22 protein-coding genes and 1 pseudogene are annotated in these 25208 nt (G+C 65.9%); 11 read left to right on the top strand and 12 right to left on the bottom strand.

Annotation, left to right across the window (positions count from 1 at the left end):
- Positions 1-38 precede the first annotated feature (38 nt).
- Positions 39-770, top strand: a complete 732-nt coding sequence (locus tag EF294_RS12700) for an alpha/beta fold hydrolase (protein ID WP_246007828.1) — start codon at positions 39-41, stop codon at positions 768-770.
- Between the two features lie 14 nt (positions 771-784).
- Here EF294_RS12700 and EF294_RS12695 read toward each other — a convergent pair whose 3' ends face one another.
- From EF294_RS12695 to EF294_RS12675, 5 genes are read right to left on the bottom strand one after another with little or no spacing between them, the layout of a single operon-like run.
- Positions 785-1978 (bottom strand): VWA domain-containing protein, encoded by a 1194-nt coding sequence (locus EF294_RS12695; RefSeq protein WP_123930432.1) that lies wholly within the window; start codon positions 1976-1978, stop codon positions 785-787.
- The gene (locus tag EF294_RS12690; RefSeq protein WP_123930429.1) at positions 1975-4239 is read right to left on the bottom strand and encodes a DUF5682 family protein; all 2265 of its coding nucleotides are present in this window, start codon (positions 4237-4239) and stop codon (positions 1975-1977) included. Before EF294_RS12690 ends, EF294_RS12695 begins: the two co-directional genes overlap by 4 nt.
- Positions 4240-4243: 4 nt before the next feature.
- The gene (locus tag EF294_RS12685) at positions 4244-5335 is read right to left on the bottom strand and encodes an ATP-binding protein (protein WP_123930426.1); all 1092 of its coding nucleotides are present in this window, start codon (positions 5333-5335) and stop codon (positions 4244-4246) included.
- Positions 5332-6810 (bottom strand): DUF5691 domain-containing protein, encoded by a 1479-nt coding sequence (locus EF294_RS12680; RefSeq protein ID WP_123930423.1) that lies wholly within the window; start codon positions 6808-6810, stop codon positions 5332-5334. Before EF294_RS12680 ends, EF294_RS12685 begins: the two co-directional genes overlap by 4 nt.
- The gene (locus EF294_RS12675) at positions 6807-8138 is read right to left on the bottom strand and encodes an SWIM zinc finger family protein (RefSeq protein WP_123930420.1); all 1332 of its coding nucleotides are present in this window, start codon (positions 8136-8138) and stop codon (positions 6807-6809) included. The genes EF294_RS12680 and EF294_RS12675 overlap by 4 nt, the downstream gene beginning before the upstream one ends.
- Positions 8139-8326: 188 nt before the next feature.
- Here EF294_RS12675 and EF294_RS12670 point away from each other — a divergent pair, with 188 nt between their 5' ends.
- From EF294_RS12670 to EF294_RS12655, 4 genes are all read left to right on the top strand, one after another.
- Positions 8327-8602, top strand: coding sequence for a type II toxin-antitoxin system Phd/YefM family antitoxin (locus tag EF294_RS12670; protein ID WP_123930417.1), 276 nt, complete (start codon positions 8327-8329; stop codon positions 8600-8602).
- Positions 8599-8889: a type II toxin-antitoxin system RelE family toxin gene (locus tag EF294_RS12665; RefSeq protein ID WP_123930412.1), complete on the top strand. Its 291-nt coding sequence runs from the start codon at positions 8599-8601 to the stop codon at positions 8887-8889. Before EF294_RS12670 ends, EF294_RS12665 begins: the two co-directional genes overlap by 4 nt.
- Before the next feature lie 89 nt (positions 8890-8978).
- Positions 8979-9440, top strand: coding sequence for an SRPBCC family protein (locus EF294_RS12660; protein WP_123930409.1), 462 nt, complete (start codon positions 8979-8981; stop codon positions 9438-9440).
- Positions 9441-9465: 25 nt separating this feature from the next.
- Complete coding sequence (locus tag EF294_RS12655; RefSeq protein WP_246007827.1) at positions 9466-10617, top strand: DNA-3-methyladenine glycosylase family protein; 1152 nt, start codon at positions 9466-9468, stop codon at positions 10615-10617.
- Positions 10618-11558: 941 nt separating this feature from the next.
- Here the strand turns inward: EF294_RS12655 and EF294_RS21665 are convergent.
- Positions 11559-11873 (bottom strand): hypothetical protein, encoded by a 315-nt coding sequence (locus EF294_RS21665; protein WP_221182453.1) that lies wholly within the window; start codon positions 11871-11873, stop codon positions 11559-11561.
- On the opposite strand from EF294_RS21665, the gene EF294_RS22105 reads away from it, so the two are divergent.
- Complete coding sequence (locus EF294_RS22105) at positions 11872-12051, top strand: hypothetical protein (RefSeq protein ID WP_246007826.1); 180 nt, start codon at positions 11872-11874, stop codon at positions 12049-12051. The genes EF294_RS21665 and EF294_RS22105 overlap by 2 nt on opposite strands.
- Before the next feature lie 283 nt (positions 12052-12334).
- Here the strand turns inward: EF294_RS22105 and EF294_RS12635 are convergent.
- A pseudogene (locus tag EF294_RS12635) lies at positions 12335-13639 on the bottom strand (lipase family protein).
- 379 nt (positions 13640-14018) lie between these two features.
- On the opposite strand from EF294_RS12635, the gene EF294_RS21450 reads away from it, so the two are divergent.
- Positions 14019-14336: a hypothetical protein gene (locus EF294_RS21450; protein ID WP_185091062.1), complete on the top strand. Its 318-nt coding sequence runs from the start codon at positions 14019-14021 to the stop codon at positions 14334-14336.
- An 11-nt stretch (positions 14337-14347) separates the two neighbouring features.
- Here the strand turns inward: EF294_RS21450 and EF294_RS12620 are convergent, their stop codons facing one another.
- Positions 14348-17698: a DEAD/DEAH box helicase gene (locus EF294_RS12620; RefSeq protein ID WP_123930402.1), complete on the bottom strand. Its 3351-nt coding sequence runs from the start codon at positions 17696-17698 to the stop codon at positions 14348-14350.
- A 160-nt stretch (positions 17699-17858) separates the two neighbouring features.
- On the opposite strand from EF294_RS12620, the gene EF294_RS12615 reads away from it, so the two are divergent.
- The gene (locus EF294_RS12615; RefSeq protein ID WP_123930400.1) at positions 17859-19478 is read left to right on the top strand and encodes a long-chain fatty acid--CoA ligase; all 1620 of its coding nucleotides are present in this window, start codon (positions 17859-17861) and stop codon (positions 19476-19478) included.
- A 569-nt stretch (positions 19479-20047) separates the two neighbouring features.
- On the opposite strand, the gene EF294_RS21445 is transcribed toward EF294_RS12615, so the two are convergent.
- A complete protein-coding gene (locus tag EF294_RS21445) occupies positions 20048-20263 on the bottom strand; it encodes a hypothetical protein (RefSeq protein WP_185091061.1) in 216 nt (71 codons plus the stop codon).
- Between the two features lie 240 nt (positions 20264-20503).
- On the opposite strand from EF294_RS21445, the gene EF294_RS22100 reads away from it, so the two are divergent.
- The gene (locus tag EF294_RS22100; RefSeq protein WP_246007825.1) at positions 20504-20743 is read left to right on the top strand and encodes a hypothetical protein; all 240 of its coding nucleotides are present in this window, start codon (positions 20504-20506) and stop codon (positions 20741-20743) included.
- An 18-nt stretch (positions 20744-20761) separates the two neighbouring features.
- On the opposite strand, the gene EF294_RS12600 is transcribed toward EF294_RS22100, so the two are convergent.
- Complete coding sequence (locus EF294_RS12600; protein ID WP_123930394.1) at positions 20762-21742, bottom strand: hypothetical protein; 981 nt, start codon at positions 21740-21742, stop codon at positions 20762-20764.
- A gap of 422 nt (positions 21743-22164) precedes the next feature.
- On the opposite strand from EF294_RS12600, the gene EF294_RS22700 reads away from it, so the two are divergent.
- A complete protein-coding gene (locus tag EF294_RS22700; protein ID WP_185091060.1) occupies positions 22165-22623 on the top strand; it encodes a hypothetical protein in 459 nt (152 codons plus the stop codon).
- A gap of 84 nt (positions 22624-22707) precedes the next feature.
- On the top strand, positions 22708-23169 hold the full coding sequence (locus EF294_RS12585) for a DinB family protein (RefSeq protein WP_123930391.1): 462 nt from the start codon (positions 22708-22710) through the stop codon (positions 23167-23169).
- A gap of 25 nt (positions 23170-23194) precedes the next feature.
- Here the strand turns inward: EF294_RS12585 and EF294_RS12580 are convergent, their stop codons facing one another.
- Both EF294_RS12580 and EF294_RS12575 read right to left on the bottom strand, forming a co-directional pair.
- The gene (locus EF294_RS12580; RefSeq protein WP_123930388.1) at positions 23195-24088 is read right to left on the bottom strand and encodes an NAD(P)-dependent oxidoreductase; all 894 of its coding nucleotides are present in this window, start codon (positions 24086-24088) and stop codon (positions 23195-23197) included.
- Between the two features lie 44 nt (positions 24089-24132).
- Positions 24133-24945 carry a hydroxypyruvate isomerase family protein gene (locus EF294_RS12575; protein WP_123930385.1) on the bottom strand — a complete coding sequence of 271 codons (813 nt, stop codon included), beginning with the start codon at positions 24943-24945 and terminating at the stop codon, positions 24133-24135.
- Positions 24946-25208 lie beyond the last annotated feature (263 nt).

Genomic DNA, 25208 nt, shown 5'->3' with positions numbered 1-25208 from the left:
TCAGCGCGCTCGCGTGGACGCCCGCGCCACCGAGGGTGGTGTTGCTGCACGGCGGCGGGCAGAACGCCCACACCTGGGACACCATGATGCTGCATCTCGACGTGCCCGCGCTCGCCGTCGACCTGCCCGGCCACGGGCATTCGTCGTGGCGTGACGATCACGACTACCGCCCGCACGTCAGTGCCGACACCCTCCTCCCGGTCCTGCGTGAACTCGCCCCCGACGCCGACCTCGTCGTCGGGATGTCGCTCGGTGGTTTGACGACGCTGCGAATCGCCGCGATCGCTCCCGACTCGGTACCGCGGGCCGTCCTGGTCGACGTTACTCCCGAATCACCGCTTCGCGCTGCCGATCTCACTGCCACGGCGCGCGGTACGGTCGCTTTGATCGAAGGGCCGCAGCAGTTTTCGACACTCGAGGAGATCGTCGACCTCACCGCCGCCGCATCCCCGAATCGCTCCCGCGCATCGGTCCGTCGGGGCGTCATCCACAACACACGCCAACGCGACGACGGTGCGTGGGTGTGGCGTTACGACCGGATCCGCGAGGCACCCGATCCGGCACAGATGTGGGACGACCTTGCTGCGGTGCAGGCGCCACTGACCCTCGTCGAGGGCGGTCGCTCACCGTTCACCACCGACGACGACATCGCCCGCCTCCGTCGGGTCCAGCCGTCCGCCCAGGTGATCACCGTCGTCGATGCGGGCCACTCGGTGCAGAGCGACGCGCCGGACCAGTTGGCGGAAATCATTCGCCGACAACTTGATTGAGTCTTCCGGCCTGGCTACTCCTCGTCACTCATCCCCCGACGTGACAGTTCGTTGGCGTCGGCCCATCCGACGATGTCGCCGCGATTGATGGCGACGGCGAGCAAGTCGGGGAAGGCATCGGGGGTGCAGGCGAAGGCCGGGATGCCCATGGCCGCCAGTGCTCCGGCGATCTCGCGGTCGAAAGCCGGTGCGCCCTCGTCGGACAACGCGAGCAGCACCACCACCTGCACGCCCGCGGCCTGCATGTTGGCGGCCCGCTTGAGCATCTCGTCGCGCACGCCTCCCTCGTACAGGTCGGAGATGAGCACGAAGATGCTGTCGTCGGGCCGGGTGATCAGGTCCTGGCAGTAGGCGATGGCCCGGTTGATGTCAGTGCCACCGCCGAGCGCGGTTCCGAACAGCACGTCCACCGGGTCGTCGAGGTGGTCGGTCAGGTCGACGACCTCTGTGTCGAAGACCACCAGCGAGGTCCGCACCGACCGCATGGTCGCGATCACCGCACCGAAGATCGACGCGTACACAATGGATCTCGCCATCGACCCGGACTGGTCGATCGCGAGGATGATGTCCTTGCTCACCACCTGGGCGCGCCGCCCGTGCCCGACGAGGCGTTCGGGAACGATGGTCTTCTGCTGCGGCAGGTAGTTGTGCAGGTTGCGCGCGATCGTGGCATTCCAGTCGATGTCACGCAGTTTCGGGCGGTGCACGCGGCTGGCACGGTCCACCGCGGCACCGACGGCGCTGCGTGTGCGTTCGGCGATCCGCTTCTCGACCTCGTCGACGACCTTGCGTACCAGCGCCCGCGCGGAGGCCTTGGAGCTCTCGGGGATCGCGCGGCCGAGGCCGATCAGGGTGGCGACCATGTCGATGTCGGGTTCGACGCTGTCGATCAGTTCCGGTTCGGTGAGCAGCGCATGCAGGTTCAGCCGTATCACGGCGTCGTGTTGCATCACCTGAACAACGGTGGACGGAAAGTACTTTCGGATGTCACCGAGCCACCGCGCGACCGACGGCGCTGATGCCCCGAGTCCGCCGCGTCTGTTGGTGGAGTCTGCATCGTAGAGTGCGGCGAGTGCGCCGTCCATCTCGAGGTCGGCGCCGCCGAGTCCGGCGAACTGTTCGGCGGCGGGTTCACCGAGGACGAGCCGCCATCGCCGGTCACGCTGATGCGCGCCGTCTTCCGCAGGGGCAGTGTGCAGGTCGGTCATGGCAACCCCAGGAGTGCGGCGATCGTGGCCACCGCGGGCGCGGCGAGCTCGGCGTCGAAGGTGTTGGCGGCGTCGGCATTCTGGCGGGAATGGTCCTGATCGAATGAGGAGACACGGTTGCCAATGTTGCGTCGCACCGATCGGTCGAACAGGCCGAAGGTTCTGCGCAGCAACGGGAGAACGTCGGTGAAGTCTTGTTCGGTCAGCCCGGTTAGCCAGCCGTCGAGGACGGCGAGCAATTCCCGGTCGTGTACCAGCAACAGTCCACCGTCACCCAGGAAGCCTTCGATCCATTGGGCTTTCGCGGTCGGGGTGGCGCCGCTCGAGAGGGCTAATCGTACCCGGGCCGCGGCGTCGGCGGTGTCGATGTGGTCGCCGTCGAGAAGTAGTCGGGTCGCCCGGCCCACGAGGAGCCCGTTGACGTCGGTGCGGTCGGCGACGATCCGCACGGCGGCGGTCCACCTGGTGCGGTCGTCGTCGGAGAGCAACGCGACCGTCTCGTGGACGGCGTCGACGTGCTCCTTGAGAGAGCGGGCGGCGTCGTCGTTGAGGTTGGAGACGGCGCCGGGGATGCCGATGCAGATACGCAGCAGCAACGACGAGGCGACCTCGCCGAGTGCGCCGGTGTCGGTGCCGCGGACATCGCCGTAGCGCCGGGCCCGTCCCAGCGCCGGCAGCGCGGACATCAGTTGTGCCACATCGTGGTCGACGGCGACCCGGTCGGCCAGTGCGGAGAGTACCGCGGGCACTGCGTCGACGAGTTCGGCGGGCAACGCCGCCTCGAGGGCAGCGGTGACGTCACCCAGGGACTCGCCGCGGCCGGCCTGGTCGACGATCTTTGCGGTGGCCGCCGCGCGCACCGTGGTTCCCCAGACCGATGCCATCACCACGTCGACGACGAACTCGGGTCGCCACGCCAGGGTCCATCCCTCCTTGAACGTGCCGGTCCCCCGCACCTCGACGGGTGTTCCCCACGGGACGCCGATGATCGCGAGGCGATGCAGCAGAAGCGACTTCGCCTTGTCGGCGGGTTTGCGAAGATCGACGACGAGTTCCCGGGCGACCGGATCCATCTTCAGCCGAGCCGATTTCGCGGCGGCGGTCACGTCGGCCTGCAGGGGGACGACGGGCGCATCGTCGGGGACGCCGCCGAGTCGCTCACCGATCACCGCTTCGCGGTACATGAGATCAGCGAGACCCGCATCACCCTGGCACATCACCGATAGCGTGGCCTCATTGATCTCGGCGAGCCCGGCCAGCGGCCGGTGGCGCATCAGTGCGAGCGCGTCGGCGAGGCGTGCGGTCTCGATGATGTGTGCCGACGACACGTCGATATCCTTGTCCCGCAGCAGGTTGGCTTGATGGATGAGCCAGCGCACCACGACGTCGTCGGTGGTGGCGAACAGATGGTGGTACCAGCCCGGTGAGATGACTCCGGCGGCGTAGCCGGATGCGCTGGCGAGGCGGGAATGGGTCCACGGTACCCACGCCACCCGGCTGCCGACCTTGGGCACGCCCTTGAGCAGTCGGGTGTCGGCAACGGCGGGTGGGAGTTTCCCGGAGACCGCCGGGACATGCCATGCCCCACAGACGATCACCACACGCTCCGTGCCGGGCGCCTTGAGTATCTTCCGGAGCACCTGCCGCATGTGGGCCTCGCGACGTGCCTCATGCAGGCGTTCGGGATTCGGCTCGTCGGCCTCGACGGGTGTCTCGTCGTCACGCAGTGCGGTCATGGCGTCAGCGATGGCCTCGAATCCTCCGGTTTCGCCACGGGTTTCGACGACGTCATCCCACCACCGCTCGGGGTCGCTGTAGCCGGCCACTGCGGCGAGCCGCCCAATCGGATCGGCGCGTGTGGGGTCGAGTTCCCGGTTGGGCTCGACGGGTCCGGCGTGGTGGGCCAGGACGAGGGAAGTCGGCAGATCGCAGAATTCGACGGGCACACCCGCCCGAGTGGCCCACCGCATCGCCTGCCATTCCGGGGAGAACTCGGCGAACGGCCAGAACGCAGCGCGGGACGGATCGTCGGCGGCGTAGCCCAGGAGCGCGACCGGCGGCGTCATTGCGGGGTCGGCGATCGCGGCGATCAGGTCCGACGCGTCGGCCGGGCCCTCGATGAGCACGGCGTCGGGCCGGATGCGGTCGAGTTCACCGAGAACCGCTCGCGCCGAGCCGGGCCCGTGATGGCGGATGCCGAGCACGTAGGTGCCCGGCGCCACAACGGGTGCGCGGAGGTCCTCGTCGGTGGTGGGTGGCATATGCTCAGCTCAGTGCCGATCGGGCAGCGCGGTAGAAGTCGGCCCAGTCGGCGCGTTCGCGCACAACGCTTTCCAGGTATTCGGTCCAGACGACTGCGTCGGCGGACGGATCTTTGATGACCGCGCCCGCGATTCCGGCGGCGACGTCGGCGGGACGCAGCACGCCGTCGCCGAAGTGCGCCGACATGGCGATGCCGTGGGTGATCACCGAGATGGCCTCCGCGGTCGAAAGGGTGCCGCTGGGTGTCTTGACCTTGGCGCGGCCGTCCTCGGTGACTCCGGACCGCAGTTCGCGGAAGACGGTCACCACGCGCCGGATCTCGTCGGCGGCGGTGGGCAGGTCGGGCAGTTCCAAGGTCTTACCCAGTGCGGCAACGCGTTGTGTGACGATCGAGACTTCTTCGTCAGCACTGGCGGGCAACGGCAGCACGACCGTATTGAAGCGGCGACGGAGTGCCGAGGAGAGATCGTTGACGCCGCGGTCGCGGTCGTTGGCGGTGGCGATCACGCTGAATCCCTTGGTAGCTTGCACTTCCATGCCGAGTTCGGGGACCGGGAGTGTCTTTTCCGACAGGATGGTGATGAGGGCGTCCTGTACGTCGGAAGGGATGCGGGTCAGTTCTTCCAGGCGCGCGATCTTGCCCTGCTGCATGGCGATCATGATCGGGGAAGGCACCAGCGCCTCGGTCGACGGCCCTTCGGCGATGAGCCGGGCGTAGTTCCAGCCGTACCGGATCGCTTCCTCCGGGGTGCCCGCGGTGCCTTGCACAAGCAGTGTGGAGGTCCCGCTGATGGCCGCGGAGAGATGCTCGGACACCCAGGTTTTGGCGGTGCCGGGCACGCCGAGGAGCAGCAGGGCGCGGTCGGTGGCCAGGGTTGCCACCGCCACCTCCATGATGCGGCGTGGGCCGATGTATTTCGGGGTGATGACGGTGCCGTCGTCAAGGCTGCCGCCGAGCAAGTACGTCACGACCGCCGACGGCGACAGCAGCCAGCTGGCCGGTCGGGCGGAGCTGTCGTTGCGGGTCAAGGCTTCGAGCTCTGCGGCGTAGAGCTGCTCGGCGTGCGGGCGGAGGAGTTCGTTGTCGGTGGTCACTCAAGCTCCCTGTCTAGAACGGATCGGATGCGCAACGACTCGGCGAGCGTGGCAAGTTGGGTGGTGACGACCGGATAGGTCTCCCGCGCGGCGTCGACCGTCGCCCGCCAGATGTCGGTGGCGGGTAGTCCGGTTGCCATCATGTCGAACCAGGTGGCGGGGCCGCGCGGAATGGTCTCCTGGCTCGCAACCATCTTCAGGACAGCGTTGAATGCGCTGCGCGCCAGTGCATCAGGCCACGGTGAGGGCAGAGCACGAAGGGCGACGAGTTGCCGTTCGTGCGTCAGCGTCGCGAAGGTATCGATGACGACCTGCCGCTCGGCTATCGACACCACCATCGGCAGGGCCTTGCGTTGCGCGAGAAGCGCGGTAGCCCAGCGAGAATCGGAGAATGCGACGGCCGCCGTGCACAGCCCGTGAATCAGGCCGATCTCGTCGGCGTCGATCGCGGCGACGATCTCGTCGGGCGAGAGTTCGAAGTGCTTTTCCCACGTTCGCGGCGGGATTCTCGAAACGAGCTGCGTCAGCACATGTCTGCCGACTCCGATACTGCGGGGCGCGGTCAGCGAGATACCGTCGCGGGCCAGTGTGGGATCGGGTGCGGTGGACAAGGTGACGCGCACGATGTGATGACGGGCAAGGCTTCGACGTTGCGTGTCGAGTTCGAGGAGGGCAGTCGCCGCCGTGATCAGACGTTGGCGATGCTCCGACCCGTCGAGATGGTCGAGGATCTGCGCGGCACCGGCACGCACCTTGGCGCGGCGATCATCAAGGGCACGTTCAAGGAATTCCTCGTCGTTTGTCGACAGCCGGCGAGAGAGGATGGGCAGCAACAGTTCCCGGTCGGTACCGCTTTCCGTCGCCCACCCGGACGCGAGGAGTTCGCGGGCGGCATCGGGGTCACGTTCGCGCAGTGCGGTGAGATAGGCCGTACGGTCGGCGAGTTCGCCGTGGGTCCAGTCCGAGTCGTCGAGATCGTCTGTGGCGGGCAGGGCTGCGTCGTCGTCGAGAACCGCATTCAGCTCGGGCGCGTGACGGGCGAGCCATCGGCCCCGGGAGCCGGCAATCACGGTGATCGCCGGGCGGACGTGGGCGGATCGCGCGGTGCGTCGCAGCAGGTCGGGCAGCATCGGCGCCGGCGGGCGCAGGCCCGACGTCGCGAGCCGTTGCAGGCACCATTGCGCCATCCCTGGTGACAGCGTGAGTGCACGTTCGGCGTACGCGGCGGCCAGTGGCGATATTGGGGGTCGAGGATCGTCGGGCATCTCGGGAATGGCTGTGGCGCTGACGATCTCGCATCCGGTCGCGGCGCGCGCGGCAGCGGTCAATGCGGCAATCTGCAGACAGAGTACCGCCGGCTCGGCCTTCTTGGCGGTGAAGTGTTCACCGATGAGCGGATCCGCGCCGTCGACGTCGATCGGTCTTGTGCGCACGCCCACCAGCGCCGCCGACACCACCTCGTCCCAGGTGCTCACAGTCCGATCACCATGCCGTCCACCAGCACCGACACCACGTCGAGCCCCTGCGGGCCGAGGTCACCGAACACTACGACGTGTATGCCGCCGGTAAGCGCAAGTAACAGTGGCCACCGGTCGGCGAGGCCGGTGAGCGGGACCGCGGTGGTGTCGGCGTCGATGAGCGCGGGCGTCGCGTCGTCGGTGCGGCCGAGTCGGCCGCAGACGAGGACCGGCCAGCTCGGTGCCCACGGGTCGTCGGCTATCGCGCTGGAGCGGACGTGGCGGGCGGCGGTGAGGGCCATCGGCTCCAATGTGCCGACGGGGTCGGCGACGGGTGCATCCGATGGTGGTGTGGTGTCGTCGTAGACGCACCGCAGGCGTGGCGCGCCCGGATAGAAGTGCATGGTGGTGGCAATCGCCTCGCCGGTGACCGGTCGCAGTGGCAGGGTCGCACCGGTGGGCGCGTAGTCGAGCACCATCCCGTAGCAGCGGGCGGTGGCACCCCACAGCCAGGTGCGTCGGCTCTGCAGGCCGTCTTCGTCGGCGTCTCGGCGGCCCACGCACAGCCAGGTGTCGGCGATCCCGTCGGTTGCGAGCACGTCGGCTTTTGCTGTCGGGTAGCCGACGTGTCGTCGAACGGTGGCCGCGAGGTCGCCGGGGAGTTCATCGAGGCGTTGGTGGGCGACGCTCAACGACCACAGGCGGCCCAAATCCTCGAGGAGTCGGGCGGGCCAGTCGACCGCGGCGGAATTGACGCCGGAGAACAGCGCGGGGAGGCGTCGGACGCGGGTGGCCAGTCCGGGCGCCTGGGCGTCGACGAGCCGTGCGGCGACGGCGTCGAATCGTCGGTAGGCGTCCATTTCCGCGCCGGCGAGGCCGTTGCCGACCTGATCGGTCAGCCACAGCTGTAGTTCGTCAATTCCGGAGCGGACCCGTTCGACACGCTGCGCGGCGGTCTTGGCGGCGCGGTCGGGATCTTTCGGGGCGGACGGTTCGACGGACTTCTTGGTCGCGCGATCGGCGCGTCCGGCCTGCCATGCCGCGGCGTAGTCGGCGGGTTCGGCGGCGTCGGGGACCTCGTTCTTTGACCACAGCAACAGCAGTCCGAGTGCATGTTTACAGGGGAATTTGCGTGACGGACAGGAGCATTTGTAGGCCGGCGCGCCGATATCGACGATAGTGCGGTAGGGCGTCTTGCCACTGCCCTTGCACAGGCCCCAGACCAGGGTTTCGGTGGCGCCGGTGCCCATCCACGGAGTGGTCGTGGCGAGCTTCTGGCCTGCCGTGATCGACGACGCGTCGGGTGCGAGCGCAAGCACCTGATCCGCCGGCCATCGCCCACCCATGGCAGACAATCAACCACAGTTCACCGATGTGCACCATTGATGGTGGTCAGTGTCATCCGGGTGGGCGACAGTCTCGCTACTCGATAGCTGCCTGCTGGGTGGATAGTCTCATCCTGCGGAGCCTCGGCCACCAGTTGTGGCTAGATATTCGGCTAGAATGAGGCCATTTCTGCGGCTACACTTGACTGATGACGACAGTGCCACTCGGAGAAGCCAAGGACAAGCTCTCCGCGCTCATCGACAGCGCCGCGACCACGCACGACATCATCACGATCACCAAGCACGGCAAACCTGCCGCGGTACTGATGTCGGCCGACGACCTCGAATCGCTGCACGAGACGATTTACTGGCTCTCCAGATCCGGGATCCGCGAGGACGTGGCCACTGCCGACGCCGAGTACGCGGCCGGCCACACGACTTCTCTCGAGAATTTACGCGCCGACCACGGCATGCCGCCCGAATGAGTGAGGACTCCTCCGTCTCGTCCGCCCCGTACCGGGTCGAGGTCGCATCCCCCGCCCGTCGCGACCTCGAGCGACTCCCATCCCGGATCGTTCACGCCGTCATCGAGTTCATCTCCGGCCCCCTTGCCGAAAACCCCTGCCGGCTCAGCAAGCCATTGCGCGACGAACTCGCAGGCATCCGCAGTGCACGCCGCGGCGACTACCGCACCCTGCTCCGCATCGACGATTCCGGCCACACGATCGTCATCGTCAGAATCGACCACCGCGCTCACGCCTATCGCACCTAACTCGACTGTTGCACTGCCTGACCCACGCCCGCCCGTGATGGGGGCATAGCCTGGGTCTACCACGTCGTCCGTCGTAGGGAGAGCACTAGATGTCCGAGCAGTTCGAGATCAGCCGCGTGATCCAGGCCGATCCGGCGACTATCTTTTCCGTGCTCACCTCGCCCGACGGGCACGTCACCATCGACAGTTCGGGGATGCTGCAGAGCGCCGAGGGCTCGCCGGTGTCGGCGGTGGGCGACGAGTTCGTCGTGCACATGGATCGTGAGTCGCTCAACGATCTACCCATGGGCAAGTACGACGTGCGGGTGATCATCACCGGCTTCGAGCAGGACCGGTGGATCGAGTGGACAATCGCCGGCGCCGTCCGCCCGCCGCTGGATCACCGTTACGGCTATCGCCTGGAGGCCACCGACGACGGCACGCGGGTGACCACCTACTACGACTGGAGTCGCGTAACCAACGAGGACATCAAGGGCCGGTTCCCGATCATCCCCGAGGCCGGTCTGCGCGCCACGTTGGGCATTCTCGCGCGAACAGTGGAGTCGCACTGAATAATTCGCCGATGGTGAAGGCGCCATGAGCACGCTGACGATCACCCTCGAAGTGCTCGGACCCTGGTCCCTGGACACCAGCCGCGAGTTCAGGGAGGGATTCACCCCCTCCGCGTTGCGCGGCACGCAGGAGCCGGGACGGTTGTCGACGGTGTTCCGGGTCGACGCCGATTGGTCGGCCGCACGGGTCACCGTGACCCAGCGAGAGCAGACCGCGGAGATCGAGGTGAGCGGCGACGGCGATCTCGACGCGGCCGCCGAGCAGACCGCACGGTTCCTCGCCCTCGACGTAAATGCCCGCCAGTGGCCCGCCGTCGGCGATCGCGACCTGGTGATCGGACGTGCACAGCAAGCGCTTCCAGGGTTGCGGCCCTGCGGTTTTCACTCCGCCTACGAGGCCGCCGCGTGGTCGGTGCTCTCGCAGCGGGTGCGCATCGTCCAGGCTGCGGCGACCCGTGCCGCCATTACCGACCGCTTCGGTGACGACGGAGCCTTTCCTGCGCCGGCGCGACTCGCCGACCTCGACATCGACCTCCCCGGCCGCACACTCGAATACCTCCACGCTGTCGCCGACGCCGCCGAGCAGGGTGCACTCGACACCGCCGCGCTGCGGGCGATGGACCCGCAGGACGCGATCACCGAGGTGCAACGCATCAAGGGCATCGGGCCGTTCGCCGCCGAGCTGATCGTGCTGCGCGGCGCCAACGGCCTCGATTACGCGCCCGCCAACGAACGCCGCCTCACCGCCGAGGTGGCGCAGTTGTACGGGGCCGACGCCGTACTCACCGAGATCGCCAACGCGTGGAAGCCTTTTCGGACGTGGGCGTCGGTGTATCTGCGCGCGCGGGCCGAGGCGATCGTTCCGGGTGATGTTGTGCCCGGAACGCGGGCACAACGTCACCCTGATGCGGTTCAGGTGGTGCCGCCACAGGCGGCGACTGCGCCCTCACCCGACTTCGTGTCGGTGGCAATCACTTTGCTGCCTTCTCTGATGGTGCAGGTGATGCTTCCGGTGTCGTCGATGCCGTTGCTGGCGGCCAGGCTCACGGGTTTGAGCGAGCCGGCGAACGAGACGTCCATCGTCCACGGCACCGACTCACTCTGCGCCTCGGAAACCGTGCCACCCGATGTCATGTACGCGATGAAGGCGCTCGACCCGTCGCCGGTGACCTGGTAGGTCACCGTCACCGGCCCGTTGACCTTGTTCTCGACACTCTTGCCGAAGCCGACCAGCGCGACGACCGCCACCACCACAACGACGATGAGGAGGATGACTCCGCCACCGAGAATCCACGGCCACACCGGGCGCTTTTTCGGGGGCGGGAAGCCCGGACCGCCCTGGCCGGGTTGCGGATACCCGGGCTGCGCGTTGCCGGGATATCCCTGTTGCGGGTAACCCTGCTGCGCATACCCCTGCTCCGGGTATCCGGGTTGCTGATAGCCCGGCGGCTGCGAATATCCAGGCTGCTGGGAGTACCCGGGTTGCTGCACCGGCTGACCCAGCTGGGTCGGCTTATCAAACTGTGACGGGACCTGATTCGGGTCGTTCCACGGATTTTGCGGGCCGGACATGGACGTTCCCCCTCGCCTTCGATAAGCAGCGACGCCGCCTATCGAGACGTCGTCGCCACACCTAGTTCGCCACCTGGACCGGGCGGGCTCGGCACTTCTGTAGAGAGAGTAGACCAGCGGGCCGTCGGGTCAGTGGCGCAGGTGTCGGCGCCGATCGACCACCGAGTGGTTCGCCATCGGTAGCACGTACTCGCCGCGCTACCATGCGTCCCGTGTCGAACACCGGTCCGGGTGATCAACGGTCGCCGACCGCGCGTCGCGGAGTCTTCTGGCCTCAGCCGAGACCGAAGGTGCTCGTGAGGTTCTGGTCGATATGGTTGATTGTCCTCGTCGTCGCGCTGATCGCCACGGCGGTCTGCGCCTCCGACGGGCTGGGCTATGCCCTCGTGTTGGTGCCATTTCCCACGCTGCTGATCGCGGCTCTCATATTTCCGTGGCTCACGCCCTGGCTGTCGGTCGAGGCGGCGTGGGTAACGCTCGTCGCCACGTCGTGGGCCGTGATGACCGCCGGCCTGGTGTGGTTCGGCATCGGATTCGCCGCCGGATTCACCACATTCGTGTACGGCGTCGTCGCTCGCGGCCTGCTTGCACTGTATTTTCGCCGAGCGAGGCGTCGGAACCACCACCCGCGCAACTCAAGGCATGAATAGCAATCAACGAAAACGCCATCTCATAGTCATGACCAGCAGGCAGGATGACGACGGCATGATGCTGCGCACGGTCACGCTCACCGAGGACGGTCACCTCAGGATCGAGGGCCACGATCTCGGCACCGGTGTCGAGAAGGTCTTCCACTACAGCGAATACGAGTACGAACCCAGACTGTCGCCCGACAACGTCGAGCCCCTGCGAGAGCGCCATGGGTGCGTTCATCGGTTGTCTGGCAATCGGTTACAGCGTACACACCGGAACGGTCACCCACCTCGACGAGCCCGGAGACGAGACGCTGGTGACGATCATGATGCTGGTTGGTGCAGCTCTCTGCTTCTGCGGGGTCGTCGCCGCGTTCCGACCACGCACGAGCCCCGCAGTGACCTGACGCCGACAACAGTGACCTTCGAACCAGGCACCAGGCGGGAATTCACCACACCCTGGGAGGCATTCCTCGAACTGCGCCCCACACGGTTCAAAGCAACGGCGCGCGTCGAAGTTCGTTCCTTGGCAGGCCGATCCGACTACGAAGCATCGCTGTCATGCGTAGGACCACTCACCCTGCAAACACTGCTGCGCTACTACTGCCAGCGAAGGCAAGCACGGGAAGAACTCGCAGACCTACGTGGCCGGTAGCGACTCCTTGCGCGCCGCTTCGGAATCGGGTGATCTCACGCTTTCGGCGTCGACGCCGTCCCGGCCTTGCGGAACGGTCCGGTCACCCAGCGCCGCGAGATTCGCGGCTCTGGCTGTCCGGCGAGCGAAGTCACCGTGCGATCGCGCACCGGGCGGCCGGCGAGTCGGTGCGAGAGCCACGCGACCGCCAACGGCGCCGAGAGTGGGAGCAACGAGACGTGCTCACTGAGCTGATCGCGCACATAGGTCACCGACGCTCCGCATTCGCGATAGCGCTAGACCAGGCTGTCGATGTCATCGACGTTGATCACCTCGTCGTGCACCGCCTGCACCACCAGCAGCGGGATGGTCGGTGTGTGGCTGCCGAGTTGGATGTCAGTCATCATTTCGGCGATCGCAGGTTGCGAGAGCATATCGGCGACCGGGATGTCGAGGTAGTCGTCGATGTCGTGATTCTTGAATTCGCGCAAGGCTTCTGGTGTTCCGGTGCGGGCGATCGCGTCGAGGTTAGCCCGGCCCGCCTCGGTGGCGTACTCGGTGATGGCGGCGTCAAGCGCGGGGTAGACGCGCCGCAGCCCGGCGATCACCATGATCGGCAGCGCGGCGTGGAATCCGCCGTTGAGCCGCAGCAAAGCCGATGCCATATTGCCCACCGGCGAGCCGAGGACCGCGCCGATCAGGTTCAGTTCCGGTGCGTACGTCGGTGCCATTTCGGCGGCCCACGCGGTGGCCAGGCCACCGCCGGAGTAACCCCACATGCCGACCGGCACGTCAGGGGCAAGGTCGAGTTCGGGGAGCGCGAGGGCAGCGCGGATACCGTCGAGCGTGCGATATCCGGGTTCACGGGGCGCACCCCACGCACCGAGCATGCCCTCGTGGTCGGGAATCGACACCGCCCAGCCCCTCGCGAGTGCGCGCCGCACCACCAGGAACTCGAACGGCGCCACCGCACGTCGCGCCCCTGTCCCCTTGCGCAAGGCGTACGACGGGAAACAGCTCGAGGTGACGGCGTCGATCGCGCACTGGAACGACAGCAGCTGAAACTCGGGCCCGGTCGCTCGGCGTCGCGGCAGGACGATGGTGGTCGCGGCCACCCCGGCCACACCATTGAGGTCGGTGGAGCGGTAGAGCACCTGCCAACCCACGTTGCGGTGATGCGAGGTCCAGAAGTCCTTGAGCTCCACTTGCCGCGTCCGAATGATCTCACCCGGCCCTATTCCATCCAAACTCGCCGGAGCGTCGTAGAAATCGTCCTCGGTGGGCAGGATCGGCGCAGGAACCTCTTCGACGACGTCCGCACCGTGCGCCGCCGTATTCGCCGTGCTCAGGTCGGCAACCATCACACACCTCTCTTCCGGGTCGCGGCACCCGCACACCAGGTCAGGCGGGTGCGGATGCTGTCTACGTTGTTCAACGGTCAGGGGCCGCGCAGCCATTCCAGCATTGCCAGGTTCAGGGCGTTCTTTCAGGTTCGACGAGTCGACGCGCACGTAAGGAACATCATCGTGACCATGGCCACTCGAACCGATTGCCGCGCTGACCCGTCATCGACGTGCAGCGCGGGATCGCGTTCCGTGACGATCTCGCGCCGCATCCGGCGGAGCAGGTCATCGATCGGATCGCCGAGCTGGTCACCGTCTTCCGCGTGCACGATCTGCCGGTGGTGGTAACCGACGTCGCGGGTATTGCCCTGGAATCGGGTGTGAGGTACCGGTGCGAATGCGGATCATCGTCGAATTCGAGATCGAGCAGAACCTTCGAGATACGTTGAGCAAGAACACAGTCGGCCACCTCGAAGGTCGCGCATGCGTATCCGGCATCTTCGATTACGTCGACCTCGACCACCACCTCTGGCGGAGCGGTCACGTACGACGACGTACAACCGTACGCGGTCGACGTGTGCCCGCGCAGCCGGCCCACGTGATGCCGAGAGAGCGCAACAGCAACTCGGTCCGCTTGCTCACCCCGGACTCGACCTCACTCATCGTCAGCTCACTTGACCAGGCCGAGCCGGACACCCCGAACCTCTGGGGATGATGCACCGCCACCTACTTCCCCCCGATCAACTCCCGGATGTCGTCAGCGCCGATTGCCGACCCGAACAGATCGCCATCGTCGACCACGGCGGTGAACAGCTCGCGCTTGCGTTCTTGTAGCGCAACGACTTTCTCCTCGATCGTGCCCGCCGACACCAGACGGTAGACGTTGACCGGGCGGGTCTGACCGATGCGGTGGGCGCGGTCGACGGCTTGGGCTTCGGTCGCTGGGTTCCACCACGGGTCGCAGACGAAGCAGTAGTCGGCCTCGGTGAGGTTCAGCCCGAAACCGCCGGCCTTGAGGCTGATCAAGAACACCCGCGTCTTACCGCCGGTGAACCGCTTGATCTCCTTGCCGCGCTGGGTCGCCGACATCGAACCGTCGAGGTAGCTGACGTCGATACCCATACCGACCAGCCGCTCCTCGATAAGCCGCAAGAATCCGGTGAACTGGCTGAACACCAACGCGGAGTGGCCTTCTGCGATGAGGTCTGGGAGCTGCTCGGCCAGATAGTCGATCTTTGCCGACGCGATCTCGGCATGCTGATCCTCGACAAGCCCGGCATGCAAACTAAGCTGCCGCAGCATGGTCAGCGACCGCAAGATCGCGAAGCGGTTCTCGTCGAAGTCGCCGAGGAGCCCGAGCACCTTCTGGCGTTCCCGGGTCAGGCGGGTCTGATAAATCTTGTCGTGCTTGGTGTTCAGATTGATGGAGAGGAGCTGCTCCTGCTTGGCGGGCAGGTCCGCGGCAACCTGTTCCTTGGTGCGGCGCAGCATGACGGGCCGAATCCTACGGCGTAGCAACGCCAGCCGCTCGGGCTCCTCCCCGGATTCGATGGGCCTGCAGAAATACTCGGTAAACGTCTTCGGTGAGGAGAACAATCCGGGCGCGGTGAGCGACAGCAGCGACCACAGCTCCATCAGGTTGTTCTCCATCGGGGTGCCGGTGATGGCGAGCTTGAAATCGGCGCGCAACCGTCGAGCGCACTGGTGGCCCTTGGAGTTGTGGTTCTTGACAAACTGGGCTTCGTCGAAGATGACGCCAGTCCAGTCGGTCTCGTCGAACTCCTCGAATCCTATGCGCATCAACGCGTACGAGGTAATGACGATCTGCCGTCCGTCGATCTGTTCGGCCAGCGGCACGCCCACTCGGGCGCTGGTAGCGGTGACGGTCAGTGCCTCGAGGTCGGGGGTGAAGCGCGCGGCCTCGGCAGCCCAGTTGGCGATCACGCTGGTGGGCGCGACCACCAGGAAGCGTCCATCCGGTTCTTCCTCCAGCGCAGCAGCGATCATCGCAAGGGTCTGGACCGTCTTGCCCAACCCCATATCGTCGGCGAGGATTCCCCCAATTCTGTTCACCCACAAAAAGTTCAACCAGTTCAAACCCTCGGCCTGATAGTCGCGCAGTTCGGCGGCGAAACCCTTGGGAATCGCACGCGGCTCCGGTGGCCTAGCCGCGGCGAGTCGTTTCATCCGTGCCCGCCATACGGCGAGTTCCTTGTCGACGACGCCGAGCTCCATCAGCTCGTCCCATAGAGTGGCGTTGTAGGAACGTTGCCGCACTTTGCCGTTGTCCAACTCGCCGAGCGCTTTGGCCTCCTCGACGAGCTCGCCCAAGCGCTGAAGTTCTGGAGCGTCCAGAGCAAAATACGTGCCGTTGGGAAGCAGCATATGAGTCGCGCCGGTGGACAATTCCCGAACGAGGTCGGCGAGTGGGACGTCGACGCCGTCGATGTCGATGTCGATCGTCAGTCCGAACCAGTCGGCATCACCAAAGTCGTTGCTCCCAATGGAGATACGCGGCGGCGAAACCGCCTCACGGTAGTCGAGTACCTCCCCGTCGAAGATCACCTCCACTCCCAGATCCTGCAGTTGCGGCAACACCTCGACGTGCAGCATCGCCGCCTCCAGACGGGTGTATCGCACCGAGCGCGTAAGCGCGGCGACGTCGGCGTTGTTGATCATCTCGTCGGTAGATGTGCGCATGAGCCCGATCAGATCACCCCTTTTGTCCGCCACGGCTCCGCGTCGGATCGTCTGCATGCGCCAATCGAGGCTCAACGCGGCGGCTTGCGCGAGCTGTGGTCGGATCGCCGTCCACGCCTGCTGTTCCGCATCCAGATCACGAAGAGCGGAGCGATGATCACCGCCGAAAGCCAGTGAACGACCATTGACCTCATAGATGACCTGCCACGTCACCTGGGCGCCTGACATATCGGGGCTCAGCGTGACCTGCAACCGGGGTCCGGTCACCGCGGTGGCGACCAGCGCCTCGTCGGCAACCTCGACGGCTATCGACACGGCGAGTCGCGGGAGCACATCGGTGGAGAACTCCTCGACCTCGTCGTCGGGGATGCGTACCGAGCCGCGTGAGAACAACTGCCTGAATGCGTCCATGGATGTGGGAGCGGCGAAGGGCCCGATGAGCAAAGTGTCGCCAGACCGTACGACCAGGCCGTGCGGGTCGGGCTCGCCGAGTAACCCGGCCGGCGATCCGTCCCAGTCGTGGCCGTCGATAGCCAGGTTCGGCGCGACCGCCACCCCCTCATCGTCTCGAATCACCCGCAGCTGCGCCGACGACCCCTTGATCAGGGTCACCGACTTGGTGTGCGTGGTCCTCGTGTGCGCGATGAGAGGAACCCCCACGTCGATGGCCGCGGCGAGCAATTCCCAGATGTCAGCGGGCGCGTCGTTCAGGTTCAGCACCGCGTCACGCGTGTAGGGATTGATCGCCCGAATCGCCCGGCCGATCGCCCGCACCCGGCGTAGATGCTCGGGGACAAAGTCCTCGAGAGGCCGGTCCGAAACATTACTGCCCCACGGCATATGCGGTGACCGCTCGATGGAGTCCCACGTGACCCCGGTCCGCACCCACGTCCCCCGTTTACCCGGGGTGACCAGTCGCAGCGTCGGAGACGCCAGGTTTCTCGCATCGGATCCGGGCATCTCGACCTGGATACCGAGCGGGGCATCACCCGGCGAACGGATCGCCGAATCGTCGTGGACGAACTCGCCGAGAAGCCGGCGCCACGGCTCGGCAGCCGGCGCACGACCTCGCCGAGAAGCCATGCTTGCGGTCAGTAGCAGAGCGACGGCGTGTTTGCAGTCCCCTCCGACCGGGCAGGTACACCACGAGTCGCCGACCTCGCTTTCTCCGCGATACGCCGAGAAGTACACCTCGACGTCGTAGACCATGCCGCGCGATCCCACGCACTTCCCGGTCAGTTGCCGACCGTCTGCCGACCACTCCATGCAGTGCACACGCTTCTCACCGGCGTACGCCACGCCGCGCGAGACGGTCCCTCCGTCGAACGCCATGCGGAGGTAGTGCTCGTCGATATCCAGTGGCTGGGGAGGTGCCATGCGCCGAGGGTACCGAGGGGTAGCGACATCAGTGGGTCACGGCGCGACTGTCTGTGGCTGGTGTGCATTCCGGTCACGGATGTGATCGGCGTAATCTCGCACATGGTCGCAGGATGCAATGTCATCCTCGTAAATCCGGCACCAACGATCAGGAGAACTGATGCGCAGCACCATGCAAGATGTTCCGTTATCCATCGCGCAGATCCTGCGCCACGGCAGTACCGTCCATGGCACCGCCGAGGTCATCACATGGATGGGAACCGAATCCCGCCGCCGCAGCTACGCCGAGGTGGGGCGCCGCAGCGCCGCTCTCGCCAACGCGCTGCGCGGACTCGGCGTCACCGGCGATCAGCGGGTGGGCACCTTCATGTGGAACAACGCCGAGCATCTCGAGGCATATCTGGCGGTGCCGGCGATGGGCGCGGTGCTACACACCCTCAACATCAGGCTGTTTCCCGAGCAGCTGGTGTTCGTCGCCAACCACGGCGAGGATCACGTCATCATCGTCGACCCGACGCTGCTGCCACTGCTCAACCCGCAGCTGCCTGAGCTGGCGACCGTCAAGCACATCATCGTCACCGGCGAAGACACCTCCGGCGTCGAGGCGCCCGCGGGCATGACGGTGCACTCGTACGAGGCACTGATCGCCGATCAGCCGGGCACCTTCGACTGGCCCGAGGTCGACGAGCGCGACGCCGCCGCGATGTGTTACACCTCCGGCACCACCGGCGACCCGAAAGGTGTTGCCTACTCCCATCGTTCGATCTATCTGCATTCGATGCAGGTGTGCATGACCGAGGGCCCGGCGCTCAAGCAGGGCGATCGTGCGCTGGCCGTGGTCCCGCAGTTCCACGCCATGTCGTGGGGACTTCCCTACGCGGCGTTCATGATCGGTGCGTCACTGATCATGCCCGACCGGTTTTTGCAGCCCGAGCCGCTGGCCGCCCTGATCGCCGCCGAGCAGCCGACGTTCGCCGCGGCCGTCCCGACCATCTGGCAGGGACTGCACCAGTACCTCGAGCAGCATCCGCAGGACATCTCGAGCATGCACGACGTCCTCATCGGCGGGTCGGCGGTGCCGCCGTCGCTGATGCACATCTTCGCCGAGCAATACGACATCCAGGTGTTGCACGCCTGGGGCATGACCGAAACCTCGCCGCTGGGTTCGGTCGCGCGTCCGCCGGCAAGTACCGAAGGTGAGGAGCGCTGGCGCTACCGCTACACGCAGGGCCGGTTCCCGGCGTCGGTGCAGGCGCGCATCGTCGACGGCGGCACGGTATTGCCCAATGATGGTGAGAGCGTTGGCGAACTCGAGGTGCGCGGACCGTGGATCACCGGCGCCTACTACGGCATCGACGCACCCGAGAAGTTCGACGACGGCTGGCTGCGCACCGGTGACGTGGGCACCATCACCGGCGACGGCTACCTCACCCTGACCGACCGCACCAAGGACATCATCAAGTCCGGTGGCGAGTGGATCTCCTCGGTGGATCTGGAGAACGCCGTCATGGGGCATCCCGACGTCATCGAAGCCGCCGTCATCGGCGTTCCTGACCCCAAGTGGGACGAGCGGCCACTGGTGGCCGTGGTGCTGCGCGAAGGCTCCGACGCGACACCGGACTCGTTGCGAGAGTTCCTGTCCGACAAAATCGCCAAGTGGCAGCTGCCGGAGAACTGGACGGTCATCAACGAGGTCCCGAAGACCAGTGTCGGCAAGTTCGACAAGAAGCGTCTGCGCGCGCAGTACCACGAAGGCGGGCTGTCGGTGACGCAGCTCTGAGGGTGGGAGCCTTTCGAGACTTTGCTGAATGACCAGGCCTTCGATGGCCTCGGCGGCGGTAAGGTGTCCGGCTGCGTGGCGGGTCATGTAAGCCGATTCGCGCCTACGGTGCGCGCGCGCTGACCTTTGTCCTGGCCGCCGGAACCTTTCTGCTCTACCACCGAATTGCCGCGGGCAACGTTCTTGACGTACCGGTCGTCGGTTCCGGACTGTCCTGCAACGCAACGGGAATCGTTGACTGCCGCCATCGACTGGCGGGTGCAGTGGATGCTGATCGACGTTGTCTCTTCGAGTCGACGGGGTTGCGCCGGTCTGTCGATGGTCCGGAGTCGGCGGAGGTAGGGTCGCGAGAATTCGGCTGCCGCCGAACCCGGCCTCGCCTGGCTTCAGTCATTCTGCGAGTAGCTCAGCGACAAACGCCCAGGTCGTGAGGGTCGGCTACGGTAGGAATGACTGAAAACAACCGAGAGGCCGTGGCGGTACTTCTGGCGTGGTCATGAAGTATCGATAACGCACCACGGATTCTCTATACTGAAACGATGTTGCTGGGGATACTCATCGGCGCCGGATCACTCGTAATACCCGCCGCCCTCCTCGCGCTGTGTGCCAGACATCTTCGGCGCCGGCAACGGCAGCGAACCCTCGGGGGTTACAACAGTGCCGTACTGGGCTACACCCACGGAGGTGTTCCCGCCTACGATCCACCAGCTCGCACCGACAGTGCCGCGTGGACAACGATAGTCGAGCAACACCCGCCCGATGAGGATGTCACCACCTGACAACATGCGGGATGCTTCAGGCTCGCCGCCGGTCTAGGTCAACCCATCCTCGCAATCGGCGCGACCAGCCAGATTGTTTTTACCGTAACGCGTTTCATTCTGTTCGGATGGACACCATCTGCGCGCCGATCGTCGCGCCCGTCGTGTTCGGTCTCATCCTGGCGTGCTTTGGCGCACCGAAGGCCTGGACGCTGCCCGCCCTGTTCGACCTCGGTACGCTACGGAGCGCTGTCGATCGATTTCAATATGGAGGTCTCCGAGTTCGGCGGCACCACTCCTCACGTCACCTCGGCGTTGTTGAGCGCCACGAATACTCACCTGGTGCTCGGGTTCTATCTGATCGGCAGTGGAATCGTCGGTCTGGTCGCCGTCGAACTCCTCCGCGAGTCGCTCGGCAGCCGCGCAACGGGCTCTCCACCACAGGTGGATACCCCGGCCAAAACCGAGCGCACCATGCCGCGGCCCGTGAATCAGCGGCGGCGTTGAGCGCTGGAGCTGCTGCTCTCAGACCGAGCAATTCGGCGAGGTGACGTCCGCTCCGCCGGCGATCCGACTGACGACGCCATTGCTGATGGTGAACGAGAGTTGTCCACCGGGGACTGTGGCGAAGTATCCGGACTGGGCGAATGGACCGGTCTGCGGAATCGGCTGGGCGTCGGGGTAGGCGGCGGTCACGGCGCTTTGCTGATCACCGAGTCCTACGCCCTTCTCGGTGGTGACCGAAGGACCGGTGGTGCTCGTACCGCTGGCGACCACGCACTGGACGGGATCGCCGTCGACGTAGAGTTCGTTCTGCCCGCGCAGTGCAGGACCGCGGGCTCCATCACCCTTGGCCTGGAACGCCAATCCCGTTGTTGCAGCGGCTGCTTGCACCGACATGCCGACCTTGACCACCCCCAGTGACGTGGGCGTGATCGTCAGCTGATCTCCTGACCAGGCACCGGAACCCGATGCGGCTGTGTTCGCGGCCGCTGTCGATGAGCCGGTGTCGGTCGAACTCGGGTCGACAAAGTCGCCCGAGCATATGTCGATGTAGCGGGTCGGGTCGAAGTGTTCGCCGTGCTGTGGGAAGAACCATTCGATGGCCTGATACCGCTGTGCTCCGTCGCAAAGACCGAGATTGAAGGCGACGACTGTGGTTTGTTCAGCATGTTGGTCGGCAACGACCTCACCGGAACCTCCATACAGGGCCGAGCCGGTTCCGGTGGCCTGCGGGCCGCCCCACGACGACCACACGACGTTGCTCACCAGGCCCGTGGGATCACCGCCGTTGAAGATCTCCGACGGTCGGACCTCGCCGTATCCCTTTTGATAGGTGCCCCATACCTTGCCAAGGGTCGCATTGACCACCAGAGGCGTCGCAGTCGACTCGGTTCCAGAAGTATGCTCCCCAGAGGCCGATCCGTTCACCGACGACGAGCACGCTGCCGTCGCGGTGAGCAGTGCCGCACAACCGACAGCTAGCATCACCCGGGAAAGTTGCATCGTGCCTCCTCGAAAGATACTGCGGCCTCCTCGAAAGATACTGCGGCGCAGGCCAATAACCTAACAGCACGGCCACTCCGCGGGCGATTCATCCACCGGAACGCAAGCGCGAATTCATATGTTCGGACGATCGCACCCGCCAGCACACTCGCCCACATCCGACGAATCCGATATTCGCCGAACATGTCGTCGAGGTATCCGTGTTCAATCCGCAACCAGCCTGCCAGGCAGTGGACCGTCCCGCTGGTATCGCTATTCGATCGCATGAGCGTCGACGTCGGATTCGCCGACCATCTGGCGCTGCTACTCGTCCCGACACTGACGCCGCGCCGGAATGGGTGGATCACAGCGACGGTCTCGATCGGGCGCACAGCGTGACGGTCTAGTTGCTGGGTCGGTGGGTGGCCATTGAGAGGTCGCGGATGGATGACCCGCCGCCGGCGGTCGATTCTGGTGAGCGGGCCGAGTTGAAGCGGTTGCGCCGTGAGGTCGCAGAGTTGCGAATGGACCAGGAGTTTCCGAAAAGTGCGGCCGCGTTCTTCACTGCGGTGAATACACTCCCGAGCACAACACTGCGGGGCAACGACCGTGGTGACCAGCCACACGCGACGCGTCGAGGCGGCGAGCGCGCCGACCAGCGGCGGGGCATCGAGGGTGTCGAAGGCGATTCGCTCACCCACACAGTGACAAGAACGATGGCGGTGGCACAGTACCGCATCACCTCGGCGTCTACGTCTGGCTCCATCACGGGTAGCGCCATTCCGATGTGCACGAGAGTGATCGTCACTCGGCCGATTGGTCTGCTCGCGCGTTTTCAGTCGTCGCCATGGGTAACTCATCGGCCGCACCTGGGTTTTGCCCATTCTCTACTTTGTGAATAGCTGAATACAGGCGAGAACAACCGAGAATGGGTGCGGCGGCGTCTGTTGCTACCGAGGTGACTCCGATGTGCGAGAGTTCTCGATATGGATTCGTGGACCGCTGCCGCCCTGGACACCGCCGACTCGTGCTGGACCGGCATGGTCGCTGTGCTCGAGGAACTCACCGACTCCGGGGTTCACCGACGGCTCCCCGTCGACGGGTCGAACTCGCCCTATGCGGTCGCTCACCACTGCGTGGAGATGACGCGATGGTGGCTCGGCACCTTCGGGTGCGGTATGGCTCTGCCACGAGATCGGGCTGCGGAATTCGACGCAACCGGTTCGGTCCTCGAGCTTTTCGCACGTATCCGAAGTACCCGCGCCGATATGATCACGTGGACCGAGCTGATCCTTCGCGACGGCATCGCCGCTCGGGATGCCACGGGCACGACAGCCCGCGTCGACCTTGCCACCGTCTCACCGCAGTGGGTGATCCTGCACGTGGTGCACGAACTCGCCCAGCATCTCGGTCAGATGCAGGTCACCCGGGATGTGTTGCGGGCCTGAGGCCGTCGACCTGAGGCTCCTCGCCTTACTCGGCGTCCTCGTCCAACTTCCCCGACAGACGTAGGACCCCTCGCAACAGCGCACCGTGGTCCAGACCGCCGTCGCCGTTGGCGCGGGCTGAGGCCATCAGCGTCGCCACGAGTGACCCGACCGGGGTGACCACACCGGCATCGCGGGCTGCGGCCGTGACGATTCCGAGGTCCTTGTGGTGCAGCTCGATCCGACCGCCCGGCGCGAAGTCACGCTCGATCATGCGGTGCGCCTTGTGGTAGAGGACGGTGGAGCCGGCCAGGCCGCCGGCGAGAACGCCGACGGCGGCGGAGGTGTCGACGTGGTGGGCTTCGAGGAAGACCACCGCCTCGGCGAGTGCCTGGATGTTCGCGGCGACGATGAGCTGGTTGGCCGCCTTCACGATCTGACCGCTGCCACTCGGCCCGACGTGGGCGATGGTGTCACCGACCACGTCGAGGACCGGCAGTGCGCGCTCGTAGGCGTCGTCGTTGCCGCCGACCATGATCGACAGGCTGCCGGCGACCGCGCCCTCCTGCCCGCCCGACACCGGGGCGTCGAGGAACGAACAGCCTTGTGCTGCCGCTGTTTCGGCCATGCGGATCGCGGTCGCGGGATCGATGGTGGAGAAGTCGAGGATCACGGTGCCCGGCGCGGCGTGGGCAAGGACCCCGTCGGGGCCGGTGAGAACCTCCTCGACGTCAGCGGACGCCGGGACGTTGAGCGCGACGAACTCGGCTCCGGTGACGGCCGCGGCAATCGACTCGGCGGCGTCACCGCCGGCCGCAATAAGGTCGGCGGCCTTGGCCGGGGTCCGGTTGTAGCCGACGACGGTGTGACCGGCACGGACCAGATTGATCGCCATCGGGCTGCCCATCACGCCGAGTCCGATGAATCCTATTGTCGCCACGGGGTTTCCTCCATCGTTTGCTCCCTCACCACACCGTCTCTGCGTCACTGAAATGCGGGAAAGTCCGGCACCCAGTCGAAGGTATCGGAACGGGTGGGTAAGTACTCCAGGCTGATCCATCCCGGATAGTCGCGGGCGGCGAGCGCGGCCAGTGGTCGGGACAGGTCCAGGCTGCCGGTGCCGGGTTCACCGCGGCCCGGGACGTCGGCGATCTGAACATGGCTGATCCGGTCGGCGACGGTGTCGATCACGTCGTCGAGGTTCTCGCCGTTGATCGCAAGGTGGTAGAGGTCTGCCAGCAGTGCCGCGTTGTCGACGGCGTGGTCGCGGGCGAGTCTGTCGCAGACGTCGATCGCGTGCGCCGCCCGGGTCAGCGGATAGGTGGGTATGCCGCTGAGTGGTTCGAGGAGAATGCAGGCGTCGATGGTTGCGGCCGCGCGGGCGGCGAACGCGAGATTCTCGGCGGCGAGATCGTCCTGGACCTCGATGGCCAGATCGCCGATGCGGTTGCCGTACAGCGCATTGAAGCCGAGGACACCGAGCCGAGATCCGATACCGGTCGCGACGTCGACGCTGTCACGGAATTCGGCGCTGGAGGCAGGGTGCGAGAGCAATCCCCGATTACCTGACGACAAATCCCCGGCTGCGAAATTCAGGTGTGTGAGGCGGACGCCGGCGTTCTCGACCGCGGTGACGAAGGCGTCGACGTCACGGTCGGCGGGGACGGCGGTGGCGAATGGCCACCAGAACTCGACGGCGCCGAATCCGGCGTCACGCGCGGCCTGCGGCCGGTGAAGCAGCGGCAGGTCGGTGAGCAGGATCGAACAGTTCACCGTGATCCGTGAGGTGTCCACCACCCCATCTTCCGCGGTGAGACATTGCCACGCACGACGCCCGAGGAATCGGCACCAGCGCAGTATGTCGTTGGGTGTTTGTGTGTCGACTTCGGGGTTGTGTGGCCTGCAGGGCACACAACGTCGGAGTCGGCACACATGTGTGGTCGCGCCGGTGTGTGTCCGGGCGGCGGCAGAGAGGGTTGGATAATGGGTGATGCCCCGCAACGTGGTGTGTTGCGGGGCATCCCGGAGGTGTTGTTCGGCGGTGTCCTACTCTCCCACAC

It is taken from the genome of Gordonia oryzae, assembly GCF_003797185.1.
GTDB classification, from domain to species: domain Bacteria; phylum Actinomycetota; class Actinomycetes; order Mycobacteriales; family Mycobacteriaceae; genus Gordonia; species Gordonia oryzae.
The sequence above is the reverse complement of the archived record's forward strand: the minus strand, read 5'-3'. Positions and strand labels throughout refer to the sequence as shown.

Excerpts from the sequence above, each read along its gene's own strand:
- EF294_RS12690 (WP_123930429.1), bottom strand. The coding sequence starts at position 4,239 with ATGCCACCCACCACCGACGAGGACCTCCGCGCACCCGTTGTGGCGCCG.
- EF294_RS12655 (WP_246007827.1), top strand. The coding sequence starts at position 9,466 with ATGAGCACGCTGACGATCACCCTCGAAGTGCTCGGACCCTGGTCCCTG.
- EF294_RS22700 (WP_185091060.1), top strand. The coding sequence starts at position 22,165 with ATGGATGACCCGCCGCCGGCGGTCGATTCTGGTGAGCGGGCCGAGTTG.
- EF294_RS12670 (WP_123930417.1), top strand. The coding sequence starts at position 8,327 with ATGACGACAGTGCCACTCGGAGAAGCCAAGGACAAGCTCTCCGCGCTC.
- EF294_RS21450 (WP_185091062.1), top strand. The coding sequence starts at position 14,019 with ATGCGGATCATCGTCGAATTCGAGATCGAGCAGAACCTTCGAGATACG.
- EF294_RS12675 (WP_123930420.1), bottom strand. The coding sequence starts at position 8,138 with ATGGGTGGGCGATGGCCGGCGGATCAGGTGCTTGCGCTCGCACCCGAC.
- EF294_RS12665 (WP_123930412.1), top strand. The coding sequence starts at position 8,599 with ATGAGTGAGGACTCCTCCGTCTCGTCCGCCCCGTACCGGGTCGAGGTC.
- EF294_RS21665 (WP_221182453.1), bottom strand. The coding sequence starts at position 11,873 with ATGGCGCTCTCGCAGGGGCTCGACGTTGTCGGGCGACAGTCTGGGTTC.
- EF294_RS12615 (WP_123930400.1), top strand. The coding sequence starts at position 17,859 with ATGCGCAGCACCATGCAAGATGTTCCGTTATCCATCGCGCAGATCCTG.
- EF294_RS12695 (WP_123930432.1), bottom strand. The coding sequence starts at position 1,978 with ATGACCGACCTGCACACTGCCCCTGCGGAAGACGGCGCGCATCAGCGT.
- EF294_RS12620 (WP_123930402.1), bottom strand. The coding sequence starts at position 17,698 with ATGGCACCTCCCCAGCCACTGGATATCGACGAGCACTACCTCCGCATG.
- EF294_RS12585 (WP_123930391.1), top strand. The coding sequence starts at position 22,708 with ATGGATTCGTGGACCGCTGCCGCCCTGGACACCGCCGACTCGTGCTGG.
- EF294_RS22100 (WP_246007825.1), top strand. The coding sequence starts at position 20,504 with ATGGAGGTCTCCGAGTTCGGCGGCACCACTCCTCACGTCACCTCGGCG.
- EF294_RS22105 (WP_246007826.1), top strand. The coding sequence starts at position 11,872 with ATGGGTGCGTTCATCGGTTGTCTGGCAATCGGTTACAGCGTACACACC.
- EF294_RS12660 (WP_123930409.1), top strand. The coding sequence starts at position 8,979 with ATGTCCGAGCAGTTCGAGATCAGCCGCGTGATCCAGGCCGATCCGGCG.
- EF294_RS12600 (WP_123930394.1), bottom strand. The coding sequence starts at position 21,742 with ATGCAACTTTCCCGGGTGATGCTAGCTGTCGGTTGTGCGGCACTGCTC.
- EF294_RS21445 (WP_185091061.1), bottom strand. The coding sequence starts at position 20,263 with ATGTTGTCAGGTGGTGACATCCTCATCGGGCGGGTGTTGCTCGACTAT.